Source organism: Herbidospora daliensis, from assembly GCF_001570585.1.
Classification (GTDB): domain Bacteria; phylum Actinomycetota; class Actinomycetes; order Streptosporangiales; family Streptosporangiaceae; genus Herbidospora; species Herbidospora daliensis.
The window spans coordinates 819,809-835,143 of the sequence record NZ_BBXF01000005.1 but is presented as its reverse complement, the minus strand read 5'-3'; the positions used below and the strand labels follow the sequence as shown (position 1 = coordinate 835,143).

Annotated in this window: 14 protein-coding genes; 6 read left to right on the top strand and 8 right to left on the bottom strand. The window is 72.3% G+C overall.

Translation table 11 applies throughout. The annotated features are described in order from the left end of the window. The first annotated feature begins 1 nt into the window (after position 1). The 4 genes from AW274_RS27125 (at position 2) to AW274_RS27110 (ending at position 2,840) form a co-directional block, all read left to right on the top strand. Positions 2-745, top strand: a complete 744-nt coding sequence (locus AW274_RS27125; protein ID WP_062437422.1) for a polyprenol monophosphomannose synthase — start codon at positions 2-4, stop codon at positions 743-745. 65 nt (positions 746-810) lie between these two features. Further along, positions 811-1,284, top strand: coding sequence for an FxsA family protein (locus AW274_RS27120; RefSeq protein ID WP_062437420.1), 474 nt, complete (start codon positions 811-813; stop codon positions 1,282-1,284). Positions 1,285-1,348: 64 nt separating this feature from the next. Next, a complete protein-coding gene (locus AW274_RS27115) occupies positions 1,349-1,903 on the top strand; it encodes an RNA polymerase sigma factor (protein WP_062437417.1) in 555 nt (184 codons plus the stop codon). Then, the gene (locus AW274_RS27110) at positions 1,896-2,840 is read left to right on the top strand and encodes a hypothetical protein (RefSeq protein WP_062437415.1); all 945 of its coding nucleotides are present in this window, start codon (positions 1,896-1,898) and stop codon (positions 2,838-2,840) included. The genes AW274_RS27115 and AW274_RS27110 overlap by 8 nt, the downstream gene beginning before the upstream one ends. Positions 2,841-2,905: 65 nt before the next feature. On the opposite strand, the gene AW274_RS27105 is transcribed toward AW274_RS27110, so the two are convergent. From AW274_RS27105 to AW274_RS27075, 7 genes are all read right to left on the bottom strand, one after another. Next, complete coding sequence (locus AW274_RS27105; protein WP_030453745.1) at positions 2,906-3,250, bottom strand: RNA polymerase-binding protein RbpA; 345 nt, start codon at positions 3,248-3,250, stop codon at positions 2,906-2,908. Between the two features lie 147 nt (positions 3,251-3,397). Continuing rightward, a complete protein-coding gene (locus AW274_RS27100; RefSeq protein ID WP_062437412.1) occupies positions 3,398-4,756 on the bottom strand; it encodes an MFS transporter in 1,359 nt (452 codons plus the stop codon). Between the two features lie 2 nt (positions 4,757-4,758). Continuing rightward, positions 4,759-5,559: a glycerophosphodiester phosphodiesterase family protein gene (locus AW274_RS27095; protein WP_062437410.1), complete on the bottom strand. Its 801-nt coding sequence runs from the start codon at positions 5,557-5,559 to the stop codon at positions 4,759-4,761. 113 nt (positions 5,560-5,672) lie between these two features. Continuing rightward, positions 5,673-6,011: a peptidase inhibitor family I36 protein gene (locus tag AW274_RS27090; RefSeq protein ID WP_063813677.1), complete on the bottom strand. Its 339-nt coding sequence runs from the start codon at positions 6,009-6,011 to the stop codon at positions 5,673-5,675. Between the two features lie 108 nt (positions 6,012-6,119). Then, complete coding sequence (locus AW274_RS27085) at positions 6,120-8,915, bottom strand: M14 family zinc carboxypeptidase (RefSeq protein ID WP_198169432.1); 2,796 nt, start codon at positions 8,913-8,915, stop codon at positions 6,120-6,122. 405 nt (positions 8,916-9,320) lie between these two features. Beyond that, positions 9,321-9,875, bottom strand: a complete 555-nt coding sequence (locus AW274_RS27080; protein WP_062437405.1) for a YdeI/OmpD-associated family protein — start codon at positions 9,873-9,875, stop codon at positions 9,321-9,323. After that, on the bottom strand, positions 9,872-10,258 hold the full coding sequence (locus AW274_RS27075) for a VOC family protein (RefSeq protein WP_062437402.1): 387 nt from the start codon (positions 10,256-10,258) through the stop codon (positions 9,872-9,874). The genes AW274_RS27080 and AW274_RS27075 overlap by 4 nt, the downstream gene beginning before the upstream one ends. 72 nt (positions 10,259-10,330) lie before the next feature. Between AW274_RS27075 and AW274_RS27070 the strand changes: the two genes are divergently transcribed. Beyond that, on the top strand, positions 10,331-11,263 hold the full coding sequence (locus AW274_RS27070) for a helix-turn-helix transcriptional regulator (RefSeq protein ID WP_062437400.1): 933 nt from the start codon (positions 10,331-10,333) through the stop codon (positions 11,261-11,263). 48 nt (positions 11,264-11,311) lie between these two features. Then, a complete protein-coding gene (locus AW274_RS27065; RefSeq protein WP_198169431.1) occupies positions 11,312-14,446 on the top strand; it encodes an ATP-binding protein in 3,135 nt (1,044 codons plus the stop codon). Here the strand turns inward: AW274_RS27065 and AW274_RS27060 are convergent. Beyond that, positions 14,401-15,297 (bottom strand): bile acid:sodium symporter family protein, encoded by an 897-nt coding sequence (locus AW274_RS27060; RefSeq protein ID WP_062437397.1) that lies wholly within the window; start codon positions 15,295-15,297, stop codon positions 14,401-14,403. The two genes, AW274_RS27065 and AW274_RS27060, sit on opposite strands and share 46 nt — an antisense overlap. Positions 15,298-15,335: the final 38 nt, after the last annotated feature.

Sequence of the window (15,335 nt, the reverse complement as noted above, 5' to 3'; positions counted from 1 at the left end):
GATGGACCGGATGCTTGGACGCGTGCTCGTGATCGTCCCCACCTACAACGAGCGCGACAACCTGCCGCGCATCGTCGAGCGGCTGCGCGCGGCGCTGCCCGACGTCGACCTGCTGGTCGCCGACGACAACAGCCCCGACGGCACCGGCAAGATCGCCGACGAGCTCGCCGAGCGCGACGACCACGTCCACGTGCTCCACCGGCCCGGCAAGCAGGGCCTGGGCGCCGCCTACATCGCCGGGTTCCAGTGGGGGCTCGACCGGGGCTACGACGTGCTCGTCGAGATCGACGCCGACGGCTCCCACCAGCCCGAGGAGCTGCACAAGCTGCTCGCGGCCGTCGAGGGCGGCGCCGACCTGGCGATCGGGTCGCGGTGGGTGCCGGGCGGGAAGGTCATCAACTGGCCGGCCTCGCGCGAGTTCCTGTCGCGGGGCGCCAACACGTACACGCGGATCATGCTCGGCATGCCGGTCCGCGACGCGACCGCCGGGTTCCGCGCCTACCGGGCCACCACCCTGCGCAAGATCGGCGTCGAGGGCGTGCAGTCGCAGGGCTACTGCTTCCAGGTCGACCTGACCCTGCGCACGGTCCGCGAGGGGCTGCGCATCACCGAGGTGCCGATCACCTTCGTCGACCGGACCGTCGGGCAGAGCAAGATGAGCCGCGACGTCATGACCGAGGCGTTGTGGCGCATCAGCGTGTGGGGCGTCACCGGCATCCCGGGCCGGTTTCGCCGTCGGCGTTAACGGGAACCCGCCTCGCGCGCGCAGGCGTTCCAACCCTCGTAGGCTCGCGTGTGGAGGTGTGACGAATGCTGCGAATCGGGCTGTTCCTGGCGTTTCTCGTGGTGCCGGTGCTCGAGATCTGGTTGCTGATCCAGATCGGTGAGGTCATCGGCGGCTGGACCACGGTGGCGCTGCTGATCGCCGACAGCCTGCTGGGCGGCTGGCTGGTGCGGCGCGAGGGCCGCCGGGCCTGGGCCGCGCTGCAGAAGGCGATCGAGTCGGGCCGCATGCCCGACAAGGAACTCGCCGACGGCGCCCTGATCGTGGCGGGCGGCGCGCTGCTGCTGACCCCTGGCTTCATCACCGACGTGTTCGGCTTCTTCATGATCCTGCCCTTCACCCGGCCGTTCGCCCGCAGCCTGGCGACCTGGTTCCTGGGCCGGCGAGTGAAGTCGATGGCCGCCCGGTCCCCCTACGCCCCCTTCATCTCCGCCATGCCCCGCCACGACCAGCCCCGGCAGCGCGACAACGTGGTGCGCGGCGAGGTCGTCGACGACTGAGTGAACCCTCCGGGCGGCTCGCGGTGATGGACAGGTGCCAGCCCGCTCCGCCCGAGAGGATCCCATGAGGGAATCCGTCGTGACGGCCCGGGACAACGACCTCGTTCGCCTGTCCCTGACCGACCCCGAGTGCTTCGCCGTCCTGTTCGACCGGCACGCACCCCACCTGCACGCCTACGTCGCCCGCCGATTAGGGCCCGACGTGGCCGACGACGTCGTCTCCGACGCCTTCCTGGACGCCTTCCGCCGCCGCCACGTCTACGACCCGGCCCACGCCGACGCCCGCCCGTGGCTCTACGGCATCGCCTCCAACCTGGTCGGCAAGCACCGCCGCCGCGAGACGGCCCGCTACCGCGCCTACGCCCGCACCGGCCCCGACGAGACCGTCGCCGCTTTGGTGGAGGAGGGCGTGACGACCCTGGCCGTGAACCGGCCGCTGCTGCGCGCGCTGGCCGCGCTCAAACCGGGCGACCGCGACGTGCTGCTGCTGGTCGCCTGGGCCCAGTTCACCTACGGGGAGGTGGCGCTGGCCCTGTCGATCCCGGTGGGCACGGTCCGCTCCCGGTTGAACCGCGCCCGCACCCGGGTGAAGACCGCGCTGGAGGCGGCCGATGCGTGATCTCGAGACCCTGTTCGCCCGCCCCCCGGCCACCGAGGCCGATCTGGCCGCCGCCCGCGCCCGCTTCGTGGCCGCCGCCGAGAGGAGCGGCCCCCGGGGCCGCAACCTGCTGAAACCGCTGCTGGCGGCCCTGGTGACCGCGCTGCTCGCCATCACCGCCGCCGTCACCCTCCGGCCGCTCCCGGCGACCCCGCCGCCGCCCAAGCCGCCTGAGCCGTCCGAGGCCCAGCAGGCTCTGCTGACGGCGGCCGACGCCACCGCGGCGCAGACGTCCGCCTTCGAGCCGGGGAAGCCGGGGGAGTACCTCTGGGTGGTCTGGTTCCACCAAGGATGGGATGACCGCAAGGGCGAGGTCACGACGTACCTGGTCGAGAACTGGAGCCCCAGCGACGGCGAAGGCCCGTGGCTGAGCAGCACGGGGAAGCGGGAGACGCTGTTCACGCGCCTCTGCCCCTCCGAGGACCCGTCCGCCTGGTCGCCGGACCTCCGCGCCGAGATCACCGCCGGGGACGTCCCCGGCCGCTTCGATCAGATCGCCGCCATGCTGGAGTGGACCCGCTTCCACCCGGAACGCGCGGCCACCCTGCTGCGGCTGGCCGCCGAGCTGCGCGGCCTCACCGTGACCAGGGGACAGACCGACGCCAAGGGCACACCGGCGTTCACCGTCGGCCTCGCCCTCGACGGGGTCCGCGAGGAGCTGGTCTTCGACGAGCTCGGAAACGCCCTGCTGGGGCGGCGAACCGTGGTGACCAGGGACATCCCCCAAGGGGAAGGCAAGAAGATCCCGGCCGGCACCGTCATCGGGCACACCATCGACCAGTACGGCGTCGAGCGGAAGCTGCCGCGCAAACCCGCCAAGTCGGCCTTCATCGGCGACGAGCCGCCGCTGAGGGCCGATCAGGTGACGCGGGTCAAGAAGAACGTGACCTGCGACTGAGAAACGCGACAGGGCGCCCTCCGGATGATCCGGAGGGCGCCCTCGCGTCGGTGGTGGGATGGGGCCTATGCGCTCTTGCGCCGCTGTGCCCGCAGAATGGCCAGTCGCTCGTTCAGGACCTCTTCGAGGTCTTCGATCGAACGCCGCTCCAGCAGCATGTCCCAATGGGTGCGCGGGGGCTTGGCCTTCTTCTGCTGGGGCTGCTCGGCGTCGACCCGGAGCGCGGGGGAGCCGCAGTGACGGCACTCCCAGCTCGCGGGGATCTCGGCCTCAGCGGCCAGTGGAACGGTGGTGTGGTGACCCCTGGGGCAGGTGTAGGACACCTCCTGGCGGGGTGCCAGATCGGTGTTGCGGTCGTTCTCGTAGCTGGTCGCGCCGAGCCGGGTACCGCGAAGTGCACGCTCGCCCATGTTCTAAGCCTCCTGAGGGTCCCCCTATACGACACAGCTATAGAGGGGTTGGTCTCCACCGGGTACAACGCCTGATACCGTGTGTGGATTCCCACCCAAGACGTGATCCAATCGCGCTTTTTCCGGCGCTCGTGAACCGATTCGCCGTCAAATCCGTTCTGGCACGTCGTTGCCCGCGGCCCTGATCGCCTTCGGCAGGTTCACGGTCGCGAGGAGCACGCCGCCGATGACGAAGAAGATCACCAGCGAGACGATGCCGAACCGGTAGCTGTCGGTCAGCTGCAGGGCCAGGCCCAGGGTGAAGGATCCGATGAGTGTCGCACCCTTGTCACTGATCTCGTAAAGGCTGAAATATTCTGCTTCCCGCCCCTTTGGGATCACGTGGGAGAACAACGACCGCGACAGGGCTTGTGTTCCCCCCATCACGATCGCGATGGCGAACCCGAGGGCGAAGAAGAGCAACGGCTGCTTGGGCGGCACGAAGTAGGCGGCCGCGACGACGCCCGTCCAGCCGACCAGCGACCACAACACGGTCTTGCGGGTGCCGATTTTGACCGCCACCCGGCCCAGCAGGATCGCGCCGAAGAAGGCCACGAACTGGACCATGAGGATCGCGCCGATGCGGGTGGTGTCGTCGAGCTGGAGTTCCTTGTCGGCGTAGGTGGCCGAGAACGAGATGACGGTCTGGACGCCGTCGTTGTACGCCAGGTAGGCCAGCAGGAAGACCAGCGTCAGCGGGTAGCGGGTGACCAGGTCGCGGATGGTCAGGCCGAGTTGCCTGATGCTGACCCCGACGGCCTTCACGGCGCCCTCGCCGGCCGCCGCGTCGCCGCGGCGGTTGCGCAGCCGCAGCAGCGGGATGATGGTGAACGCGCCCCACCACAGGCCGGCCGAGGCCAGCGCGAGCCTGACGGCCGTGCCCGTCTCGATGCCCAGGGCCTCGGCGTTCAGGAACAGGGCCAGGTTGACCACCAGCAGCAGGCCGCCGCCCAGGTAGCCGAACCCCCAGCCGCGGGCCGAGACGGTGTCGCGTTCCTCGGGGGTGGAGATCTGCGGCAGGAACGAGTTGTAGACCACCATGGCCGCCGCGAAGCTGGTCTGGCCGACGATGAACAGGATCCCGCCCAGCAGGTAGGCGCCGTCGGAGACGAACCACATCGCCAGCGTGGCCGCCGACCCCAGGTAGGCGAAGAACCCGAGGATCTCCTTCTTGCGGCCGGTGTGGTCGGCCACCGCCCCGGCGATCAGCATCACCACGATCTGGCAGACCGCCGCCACGCCGACCACGAAGGAGTAGTAGGCGCTCGGCCGGACGTCGAAGCCGATGACGTCGACGAACGGCGCCCCGTTGGCGGCGGTCTCGGCCACGTCGGTGAGGTAGGGGCCGAGGAACACGGTCATGACCGTGGTCGGGAAGGCCGAGTTGGCCCAGTCGTACCAGTACCAGCCTTTTTGCTCGCGGGTTCTGGCCTGCGGGCTCTCGTCGATGACCTGGGGGGAAGCCATACCTACTCGCTCTCAGGTGGGCGGGGACTCCACTGGCCGCGTTCGGTGAGCACCTCGCGCAGCCCGGTGATGTTGTCGGTCATGATCCCGTCGACCCCGAGGTCGAGCAGGCGTTCCATGGTCGGCCGGTCGTCGATGGTCCACACGTGGACCTGCACGCCGATCTCGTGGGCGGCGCGCACGAACGCCGGGGTGACCACGCGCAGCCCGCGCCAGCCGACGGGCACCTGCGCGCACGGGACGCCCGAGCGGGCCAGCCCCGCCAGCAGTCGGCCGTGGCCGCCGCGGGCCGAGGCGGTGCGCAGCGCCGCGATCGCCCTCGGCCCCATCGCCGAGCACACCTCGGGCCCGCAGGCCCGCCGGGCCTGCGCCAGGCGCATGTCGGAGAAGGAGGTCAGGCACACCCGCCCGGAGGCGCCGGTCCGCCGCAGCACCCGCGCCAGCGGCACGATCGCCGGCGACTCCTTCACGTCGATGTTGACCCGCACGTCGGGCCAGGCGCCGAGCAGGTCCTCCAGCAGCGGGATCTCGTCGACGCCGCCGATGCGGGCCCGCGCGACCTCGCGGTAGGGCAGCCGGGAGATGCGCCCGCGCCGGTCGGTGACCCGGTCGAGGGTGTGGTCGTGGAAGGCGACGAGCACCCCGTCGGCGGTCGCGTGGACGTCGGTCTCCAGGTAGGAGTAGCCCATGGCGACGGCCTTCTCGAAGGCGGCCATCGTGTTCTCGCGTCCCTCGGCGGCCCCGCCCCGGTGGGCGAAGGCCAGCGGCCCGGGATGGTCGAGGAAGGCGAACCGTCGCTGCACGAGCGTGAGTATGCCCGGTGTGAGGGCCCCCGTTCCACTCGCCGTCCCGGCGCCGAACGCCCTGTTTCGTCACCGGAGACGTCCCGGCGAACGGTGTGAGAAGGACAGGTGAACTAACACTTGGGGGCGACGGCGTCGACCTTGCCGCCGAAGTCGTCGTCGTACACCTTGCGGAAGTCGCCGCTGCGGACCACCCGGGTCTCCTTCTTCGACGGCACCTCGATCCAGTTGATGAAGCAGCCGTCGGACATGGCCCGGAAGGAGCCCACGTTGTCGTGCAGCGCCGGGGGCATGTCGACGTAGCCGTTGCCCGGGTTCCAGCACCACGACGAGCCCTTGTAGTCACGGCCGCTGAACATGCAGATGTCGCCGGGCGTCGCCTGGGCGGCGGGCGCGGCGGCGGTCAGGGAGGCGAGGGCGAGCAGGCCGGCGAGGGCGGCGTAACGGATCATGTTGCCGACCATAACCCTGGGTGATCGTGGGGATCCGGTAGGCGACGTACAGGAAATGGGAAAAGCCCGGCCGGGGTGGCACCCGGGCCGGGCTCTTTCTCAGAAGGGTCAGCCGACGACCGAGCGGAGCGGGATGCCCGCCACGTTCAGCTCGTTGACCAGGTCACGCAGGAAGGGGTGCTCGTGGATGTCGAGGCCCTCCGGGTTCGGGATCGTCAGGTAGGACGACCCGGCCGCGCTGGCGACCGTCGCGGTGCCGGTGTACTTCGCGACCACGGCCTGGGTGCGGGCGAGGTCGGCGTCGGCCACCTGGATCTGGAACGGACGCCACTCGCCGCCGATGAGCGGGGTCTCCTCCGCCGGGGCGGGGGCGGTGGTGCGGGCCAGGGCGCGCTTCTGGACGGCCGGGGAGGCGGCGCCCTCCGGCATCAGCAGCGCGTTGGCGACCAGGTGGATGCCGTTCTCGTTGTACGCCCGGAACAGCGGGTTGTACGCGAACAGCACCGCGTGCCCGGCGCCCGTCGGCTCGTTGGTCAGCGCGACGGTGCCCTTGAGGGCGTCGGCGCCGTTGGTGGTGCCGTTCACCCACCAGGTGCCGTCGGCCGGGTAGGTCAGGACGTTGGTCCCGGTGGTCGACGGGTTGAGGATCGGGTCGCCGTTGTTGAACTGGAAGTCCTCGGCCGGGCGGCCCAGGGCGACGGCGTCCGACGTCGCGGTGTCGACGCGGAAGTGCGAGCCGATGACCTGGTAGCCGGTCGGCTTGGTCTTCTCGGTGGTGCTGGTCAGACCGGCCGCGCGAGCGACGCGGGTGCCCTGGTTGCGCAGGCCGATGTAGGTGCCGCCGTTCGCCACCCACGCCTTGAGGTTGGCCTGGCCCTGGGCGGTGAGGCCGCCGGTGGAGTTGCTGCCGTCGGGCATCAGCAGGACGCCGCGCTCGGTGAAGGCGGCGGTGTTGTTGTTGACGTCGGCGGTGGTGACCGGCTTGAGGGTCAGGCCCCACTTGGCGCCCAGGACGAAGCGGGCCTCGCCGTAGGAGCCGGAGGTGGTGCTGACGCCCGTGCCGTTGTAGAGGCCGACGTCGGGGGTCTTCAGCGGGGTGCCCGAGGGGGCCGCGCCGCTGCCGGTGACGGTCACGCCGAGGGAGGTGGCGAGCGCGTCGAGGTCGGCGCGGCCGATCTCGCCCGGCGAGAAGGAGACGACGCCGGTGGAGAGGTCACGCTTGAGCGCGACGCCCTGGCCGAGGAGCTTGAAGGTCAGCTCGGAGGCCGAGGAGGAGTCGAGCGGGTAGGAGAACGAGCCCTTCTTGGACGCGCCCTGGGCGACGCCGCCCTCCATCTTGCGGACCAGCTCGGCCTGGGGCGACACGACGTCGCCGCTGTAGACCGTGTCGACGCCCGCCAGGAGCGGGTTGCTCCAGGAGGAGACGTCGTAGAAGTACGGGAACGGCACGTACGGGTCCTCGCCGAGCGTCGCCTGGATCCAGTGCTTCTGCGGCTGGGCCATCGGGATGTAGTACGAGCCCTCCGGAATCACCTTGTCCGCCTCCGACCGGCCGCCGAAGATCTTGGCGTTGGGCACGGTGAGCGGCTTGGTGAGGCGGTAGACCTCGACGTCCATCTGGCGCAGGCGCTCGACCAGCTTGCGCACGTCGCCGAGCTGGCGGTCGTTCAGCAGGAAGTACGAGCGGATCTTGACGTCCGGGACCGGGAACTGGACCGTGTTGGTCGGCTGCACGACCTCGTTCGGCTCCAGCACGCCCTGCTCGCCCTCGGCGAGCGCGGTCTTCCAGATGTCCCAGTAGCTGCCGAGGATCTCGTGCTTGTTGGCGGCGGCCCAGCCCGTGGTCGCCCACTGGGTGTTGAACTGCTGCTGCACGCGGTCGGGGACGGCCGAGGAGGAGCCCTTCTCGAACGTCATGCCCGCGGCGCCGAAGCCGGTGGCCGGGACGGTGTCGCCGTAGCCCATGTAGAACATGTCGTACGTGGCGTAGTTGAAGTAGCACTCGACGGTCACCGAGCCGCCGCAGGCGCCGTTGAAGCCGAAGCCGGCCTTGTTGGCCTCGCCGATGCGGTTGATCCAGTCGACCGGCTGGTCGGCGATCTCGTGGTGGATCGGGTCGGCGTTCGGCGGGAAGAAGTACTGCCGCCCGCCCATCTCGTGAGCGTCGATGAAGACCTGCGGCGGGTACCGGCGCAGCAGCTCCAGCTTGGCGTCGGTCTCCTTCTGGGTGCGCGCGAACCAGTCACGGTTGAGGTCGAAGCCGTACTCGTTCTGCCGGCGGCTGGCGTCGCGGCCGTCGGGGTTCTGCGTCGGCACGATGATCGTGAGCAGGTTGTCGTTGCGGTTCTTCACGTCGCACGACAGGCCCGAGGCGAGCTCGTAGAGCGTCTGCAGCGAGGCGTCCGCGCCGCTCTTCTCGCCGCCGTGCACGTTGCCGGCGACGTACACGATCGCGGGGATGTCCTGCGCGATCTTGGCGGCCTTGGCGTCGGTCTGGGTGCGCGGGTCCCGCAGCGACAGGATGTCGTCCGCGATCTTCTTCAGCCGCGCGTCCGTCACGTTGGCCGCGTCCGAGACGATCGCGTAGGGCATCTCGGTGCCCAGGACGCTGTTCGTCATGACGCCGAGCTTCACGCGGTCGGAGGCGGCGCCGACGGCGTGGGTGTAGTCGATGAGCTCCTGGCTGGTCAGGATCCGGGTCTGGCCGGTGCCCAGCGGGAAGCCGAAGAACTGCTGAGGGCTCGGGACCGACGCGATGTGGGCGGCGGGGTCGGTGGAGCAGTCGGCCGCGGCCGACTGCGCCGAGGCGGTCGGCGTCAGGGTGAGACCGGCCGCCACCAGCGTCGCGGCGCCCAGTGCCGCGACGTAGGGGGATCTTCTGCGCATGATCGCGCGAAACCGCATGTCGCCTCCAGGGCGGAGGGGACGGGGGTGCTCGGGAGAGGGAACCCGTCCGAGGGAGGAAAAGCCACTGCGGACGGTAATGGAACGGTAAAAACAGGACAAGGGACAGGAAAACTCAACAAAACACTGTCAAAACCTGTGGTATCTCACATATTACCAGGTCACATCGCTCCCGTTGGTCCCTGATGTCCCTTTATAACGCCCGGTAACAACTGGGCGTCGTCTTGGCAACCAGCGGAACTCCCTCTCCCGCCGCCCGTGGTCAACGGCTTCTTTCCGTTACGGCTCCGCCCGGCCGGCCACCCGACCGCCTCGGGCCACCCGTCAGGACCGGACCTGCCCGGCCGGAGGGGCGGTCACGGTAGTGGCGCCCCAGCCGGAGTAGACGATCTCCGTGGGACGGTCTCACTTCTCGACGGTGGGTGGCGGGTCGCCGCGGAGGGCGTCCAGGGCCTTCTTCAGGCGGGCCGCCCGCGTTTGCGGGGTGCGGGCTTTGAGCAGGGGCAGGACCAGCAGGTAGCGGGCGGTGCGGTCGAGGGACTCGAAGGCCGTTCGCTGGGCGGGGTCGAGGGCCGCTTCCAGGTCGGCGGGTACCGCGAACTCGCTCTGGGCCGCGTAGGCGGCCTGCCAGCGGCCGTCGGCGCGGGCGCGTTCCACCTCGGCCAGGCCCGGGGGGCGCATGCGGCCGGCCTCGGTGAGGGACTCGACGCGGCGGACGTTGACCCGCGACCACGGGCTGCCGGGCCGCCGCTTGGAGAAGCGCTGGAGGTAGCTGTGCTCGTCGTGGCCCCTGCGCTGACTGTCGATCCAGCCGTAGCAGAGGGCCACGTCGAGCGCCTGGCCGATGGTGATCGCCTCCAGGGGCGCGCCCTTCTTGGCGATGCGCAACCACACGCCCTCGCCGGTGTGGTTGGCCGACAACCAGGTCTCCCAGGCCGCCGCGTCGGGGAAGTGCATCATCGGGCCAGCATCTCCAGGTAGTGGGGGTTGTACATGACGCCCAGCACGTTGCCGAACGGGTCGGCGACGGACGCCGTCACGAAGCCCTCGCCCCGATCGGTCATTGGGAGGTGCGGGGTCGCGCCCAGTTTCAGCAGCCGGTCGAGGGTCTCCGCCACGTCGTCGACGTGCCAGTGGAGCACCGCGCCGCCGGGGCGGGCCGGGGGGCCGGGGGCGTACCGGGAGTCGGCGACGCCCAGTTCCGCCTGGTGGTCGCCGATGCGCCACTCCAGATAGCCCGGCACCTCGAAGTAGGGCTCGATGCCGAGGAGCTCGGTGTACCACTCCCTGGCGGCCTTCAGGTCGTCGGCCCAGAACGTGATGGTGGCCGGTCCGCGCAACATGGGTCGCTCCTTTCGTCTCCTCGCACAGTAGGAACGATCGCGGAACGTGCGGTTCCGCGATTGACTGGGAGCATGCTGGAAACCTCCGTCAGGCTGCTCCGCCTGCTGTCCCTGCTCCAGTCGCGTCCCGACTGGGGCGGGCCCGAGCTGGCCGCCCGGCTCGGGGTGACCGGCCGGACCGTGCGCAACGACGTGGAGCGCCTGCGGATCCTCGGCTACGAGATCCGGTCGACCCCGGGTGTGGCGGGCGGCTACCGGCTCGGCGCGGGCGCGGCGCTGCCGCCGCTGCTGCTCGACGACGAGGAGGCGGTGGCCGTCGCCGTCAGCCTGCACGCCGCCGCCGGAGGCACCGTCACCGGCATCGAGGAGACCTCGCTGCGGGCGCTGACCAAGCTCCAGCGGCTGCTGCCCTCCCGGCTGCGCCACCGCATCGACGCCGTCGGCGTGGCCACGGTCTCGGTCGCCCGGCGCGGGCCGACCGTCGACGCCGCCACCCTGACCCACATCGCCGCCGCCGTCCGCGACCGCGAGCGCCTGCGCTTCGACTACCGGCTCCGCGACGGCACGCCCGGCGTCCGCGAAGTCGAACCGCACCGGCTCGTCTACACCGGCCGCCGGTGGTACCTGCTCGCCTGGGACGTCGCCCGCGCCGACTGGCGCACCTTCCGCGTCGACCGGGTGCGCCCGCGCACGCCGAACGGGCCGCGCTTCGTCCCGAGGGAGCCCCCGGCCGACGCCGCCACCCAGGTCATGCGCGGGGTCGGCTCGGCCGCCTACCGCCACACGGCCCGGGTGCGGCTGCACGCCCCGATGGAGCGGCTGACCGAACTGCTCACCCCGGCCGCCGGGGTGCTCACCGACGACGGCGTGCTGGAGACGGGCGGCGACTCGCTGGGCGACCTGGCGGCGTTCCTCGGCAGCCTCGGCGTCGACTTCACCGTGCTCGACCCGCCGGAGCTGACCGATCACCTCCACCGCCTGGCGCGGCGGTACGCCCGAGCCTGACTACACTCGGCACCCGAGTCCGTGATGTCCAGACGGGAGCCGAGCGACGTGACCGGGCCTGCCCACCCCGACGGCCGAGGTCCCCTGCGCCTGCGGATCCTCGGCCCGCTCCGCCTGTGGCGCGACGGCGCCGAACTCGACGCCGGGCCCCGGCAGCAGGCGCAGCTGCTGGCCCTGCTGCTGGCCCGCGCGGGCCGCCCGATCACCACCCGCGAACTGATCGACCTCCTGTGGGGCGACGACGCCCCCGCCAGCGCCCTCAACATCATCCAGAAGTACGTCGGCGCGCTGCGCCGCCTGCTCGAACCGGCCCTGCCCGCCCGCGCGGCCGGCGGCTACCTGCACCGGCGCGGCGACGCCTACGTGTTCGAGGCCGGGCCCGGCGCCCTCGACCTGGTCGACTTCCGCCGCCACCTCGTCGCCGCCCGCACCGACCTGGCCGCCCGGTCGCCCGACACGGCGCTCGACCACTACGTCACGGCGCTCGGCCTCTGGCACGGCCACGCGGGCGACGGGCTGTCGCTCGAACCGGCCGCCGCGCCGGTCCTGACCGCGCTCGACGACGAGTTCCACGCCGCCTGCGTGGCGGCGGCCGAGCTCGCCGTGGCGGCGCACCGGCCCGAACGGGTGCTGCGCGCGCTGCGGCTGGCCGCCACGATGGCGCCGTTCCACGAGCCCGTGCACGCCGCCCTCGTCACCGCCCTGGGCGCGGCCGGACGGCAGGCCGAGGCGCTGTCGGCCTTCCAGGCCATCCGCGACCGGCTCGCCGAGGAGCTCGGCATCGACCCCGGGCCGGCGCTGCGGGCCGCGCAGGAGAGCGTCTTGACCCAGGCCGCGCCGGTGCCGGACGCCCCCAGGCGGGCGGCCGGGCTGGTCGGCCGGGCCGAGGAGCTCGCCGGGTTGCGGCGGGCCGTCGAGGCCGCGTACACGGGCGGCAGCGGGCTCGGCGTGGTCGAGGGCGAACCGGGGGCGGGGAAGACGCGCCTGCTGGAGGAGACGGCCGCCGCCGCGGCCAGGCGCGGTGCGCTCGTCGTCCGGGCCTCCTGCCTGGAGGGCGACGGCACGCCGTCGATGTGGCCGTGGGAGCAGGCGCTCACCGGGCTGCTCGACGCCCTGCCCGCCCCAGCGCGGGAGAAGTGGCGGGCCGGGGAGCTCGGCCGTCTCATCGAGGGCGGCGGCGACCAGGCCGGGCCGCCGGTCACCGGGAGCCGGGCCCAGTTCCGGCTGTTCGAGCAGGCGGTCGGCGTCATCGCCCAGGCCGCCGCCGACCGGCCGGTGCTGCTGGTCATGGACGACCTCCAGTGGATCGACCCGGCCTCGCTCCAGATGTTCGGCCACGTGGTGGGGCGGCTGCCCGCCGGGGCGGCGATCGTCTGCGCGCTGCGCGACCGCGCCCCCACCCCCGGCGCGGCCCTGTCGCAGGCGCTGGCCGCCGCCGGACGGCTGCCCGGCCACCACCGCGTCAGGCTCGGCCCGCTCGGCCTGACCGACGTCGCCGAGCTGGTGCGCCGCGAGACCGGCCACCATCCGGGCGCCGAGGCGACCCGCGACATCCACGCCCGCACCGAGGGCAACCCCTTCTTCGTACGCGAACTCTCGCGGCTGCTCAGCGACCGGGGCGCGCTCGGCGACGCGGCGGCCCGGCCGGGGGTGCCGGCGACCGTGCGCGACGTCGTCCGCGACCGCATGGCCGGCCTCGACGACGAGGTCAGGGAGCTGGTCCACCTCGCGGCGGTCATCGGCCGCGACGTCGAGCTCGGCCTGCTGGCCCACGCCGCCGGGATCGGCGTCGCCGACTGTCTGCGGCGCCTCGAACCGCTGCGCGCCCTCGGCCTGCTCGAATGCGATCCGCACGACTCCTTCGCGTGGCGGTTCGCGCACGACCTCGTCCGCGAGTCGGTCACCGAGACGACCGAGCACTGGCGGGCCGTCCGGCTGCACCTGAGCATCGCCGACGCGCTGGAGCGGCAGGGGGCCGACGACGAGTCGGTCACCGAGCGGCTCGCCTTCCACCTGTGGGCGGCCAGGGTGCTCGCCGACCCGGTCCGCGTCGTGGAGGCGCTGAAGCGCGCCGGACGGCGTGCGGCGACCAAGCTCGCGTTCGCCGCCGCCGACCGCCACCTGGAGTCGGCCGCCGACCTCGCCCGCAGCGCCGGGCTCCCCGAGCTCGAACTGTCGGCCCTGTCGCTGCTGGCCATCGCCCCGCGCCGGCAGGCCGGGTTCGGCGGCACCACCTTCGACCTGCTGGAGCGCGCCGAGCTGCTGGCCCGGCGGCTCGGCCGCGAGGTCGAGGCGGCCGGGCTGCTGTTCGCCCGCCTGTTCGGGGCGTACACCTTCATGGAGTGGGACCGCGCCGCGCTGGTCCGCCGCCTCCACGAGCAGGGGGAGGCGTCGGCCGATCCCGTCGTGCGCGTCTACGGCCGCCAGGCGTGGGGACTGCACCAGTGGGACGTCGGCGAGATCGGCGAGGCGTACCGGTTCTTCCGCGCCAACGACACCGCCCTCCTGGAAGGGGTCGTCTCCGCGCACAGCGACAGCCCGATCAGGCGCGACGTGTCGGGGGAGTGGCCGGGCTGGCTGGCCGTCGTGACGGCCATGCACGGCGACGTGGACGCCGCGGTCGCCGTCATCGACCGGTGGAACGGGCCTGACGACTCCTACGCGGTCGCGACCTGGGCGTACTACAGGTCCATCATCGCGTCGACGGCCGGCGACCCCGATTCGGTGATCCGCACCATCGACCGGTGGATCGCGGTGGGCACCGGCCGCGCCGCCCTCCAGCAGGAGCTCTACATCCGGCTGAACTGGTCGTGGGCCCGCGCCCTGACCGGCGACGACCCGGTCGGCGTCACCGAAGAGGCCGAACGGCTGCTCGCGGGCTTCATGGAGCCCCCGCGCTGGGGCCTGGCCCACCACCACGCCCTGATCGCCGAGATGTGGCTGGCCGCCGGCGACCCCGGCCGGGCGGCCGCCGCCCTCGGCCGGGCCGAGCAGGCGCTGGAGGCCCACGGCCAGCGGTACGCCGAAGGGCTCGTCCTGCTGCTGCGCGCCCGCCTGCTGCATGCCACGGGCGAGCCCGCCGACGCGGTGCGGGCCGCCGCCGAGGAGGCCCGCGACCGGTCGGCCGCACGCGGCGGTCACCTGTTCGCGGGCCGCGCCGCGAGGTTCCTCGCCGGGCTCTGACCCCGGGTGACGGCCCAGCCGAACGCGGCGGCGGTGCCGAACATGACGACGCCGTAGACCGCGCCCGGCACCGCCATCTGGGCGCTGTCCAGCATGGCCGGGCTCAGCGCGATCGTGATGGCCAGCGCGGTGTTGTGGACGCCGATCTCGAACCCCGACGCGACGGCCGCGCCGTGGTCGACCCCGGCCAGGCGCGGCACGCCGTAGCCGACGGCCATGCTCACGACGTTGAAGGCCAGCGCGGCCAGCCCGACCACCGCGAAGTAGCCGAGCAGGTTCGCCCGCTCGGCGTACAGGACCGCGGAGATGACCGCGGCCAGCACCACCACGGACAACAGCCGGACCGGCAGGTCGAGGCGGCGCGCCGCCGCCGGCGCGAAGGCGCGCACCAGCATGCCGAGCGCGACCGGGCCGAGCACCATCACGAAGAGCTGCTGCAGCTTGCCGGCCTGCAGCCCGAGGGCCGCCCCGCCGGGCAGCAGATGGGCGGCCGACAGGTTCACCACGACCGGCAGGGTGACCACGACCAGCACCGAGTTGACCGCGGTGAGGGTGATGTTCAGCGCGACGTCCCCGCCGAACAGGTGACTGAACAGGTTGGCGGTGGGGCCGCCGGGCGAGGCCGCGACCACCATGAGCCCGACCGCGAGCTCGGGCGGCAGCCCGAAGGCCAGCACGAGGCCGAAGCAGACCACCGGCAGCAGCACGATCTGGCACGACAACGCGACCACGACCGCTTTCGGATGGCGGCCCACCCGGCGGAAGTCGTCGGCCGTCAGCGTGAGTCCCAGCCCGAACATGACGATGCCGAGGGCGTAGGGGAGGGCGGCCAAGAGGAGGGGCGAGTCCATCGCCCCAGTGTCGGCGGGCCCGACTGGACGGGCAGTGA

Coding starts and splice junctions, on each gene's coding strand:
- AW274_RS27125 (WP_062437422.1), top strand. CDS start 2: ATGGACCGGATGCTTGGACGCGTGCTCGTGATCGTCCCCACCTACAAC.
- AW274_RS27120 (WP_062437420.1), top strand. CDS start 811: ATGCTGCGAATCGGGCTGTTCCTGGCGTTTCTCGTGGTGCCGGTGCTC.
- AW274_RS27115 (WP_062437417.1), top strand. CDS start 1,349: ATGAGGGAATCCGTCGTGACGGCCCGGGACAACGACCTCGTTCGCCTG.
- AW274_RS27110 (WP_062437415.1), top strand. CDS start 1,896: ATGCGTGATCTCGAGACCCTGTTCGCCCGCCCCCCGGCCACCGAGGCC.
- AW274_RS27105 (WP_030453745.1), bottom strand. CDS start 3,250: ATGGGCGAGCGTGCACTTCGCGGTACCCGGCTCGGCGCGACCAGCTAC.
- AW274_RS27100 (WP_062437412.1), bottom strand. CDS start 4,756: ATGGCTTCCCCCCAGGTCATCGACGAGAGCCCGCAGGCCAGAACCCGC.
- AW274_RS27090 (WP_063813677.1), bottom strand. CDS start 6,011: ATGATCCGTTACGCCGCCCTCGCCGGCCTGCTCGCCCTCGCCTCCCTG.
- AW274_RS27085 (WP_198169432.1), bottom strand. CDS start 8,915: ATGCGGTTTCGCGCGATCATGCGCAGAAGATCCCCCTACGTCGCGGCA.
- AW274_RS27080 (WP_062437405.1), bottom strand. CDS start 9,875: ATGATGCACTTCCCCGACGCGGCGGCCTGGGAGACCTGGTTGTCGGCC.
- AW274_RS27075 (WP_062437402.1), bottom strand. CDS start 10,258: ATGTTGCGCGGACCGGCCACCATCACGTTCTGGGCCGACGACCTGAAG.
- AW274_RS27070 (WP_062437400.1), top strand. CDS start 10,331: ATGCTGGAAACCTCCGTCAGGCTGCTCCGCCTGCTGTCCCTGCTCCAG.
- AW274_RS27060 (WP_062437397.1), bottom strand. CDS start 15,297: ATGGACTCGCCCCTCCTCTTGGCCGCCCTCCCCTACGCCCTCGGCATC.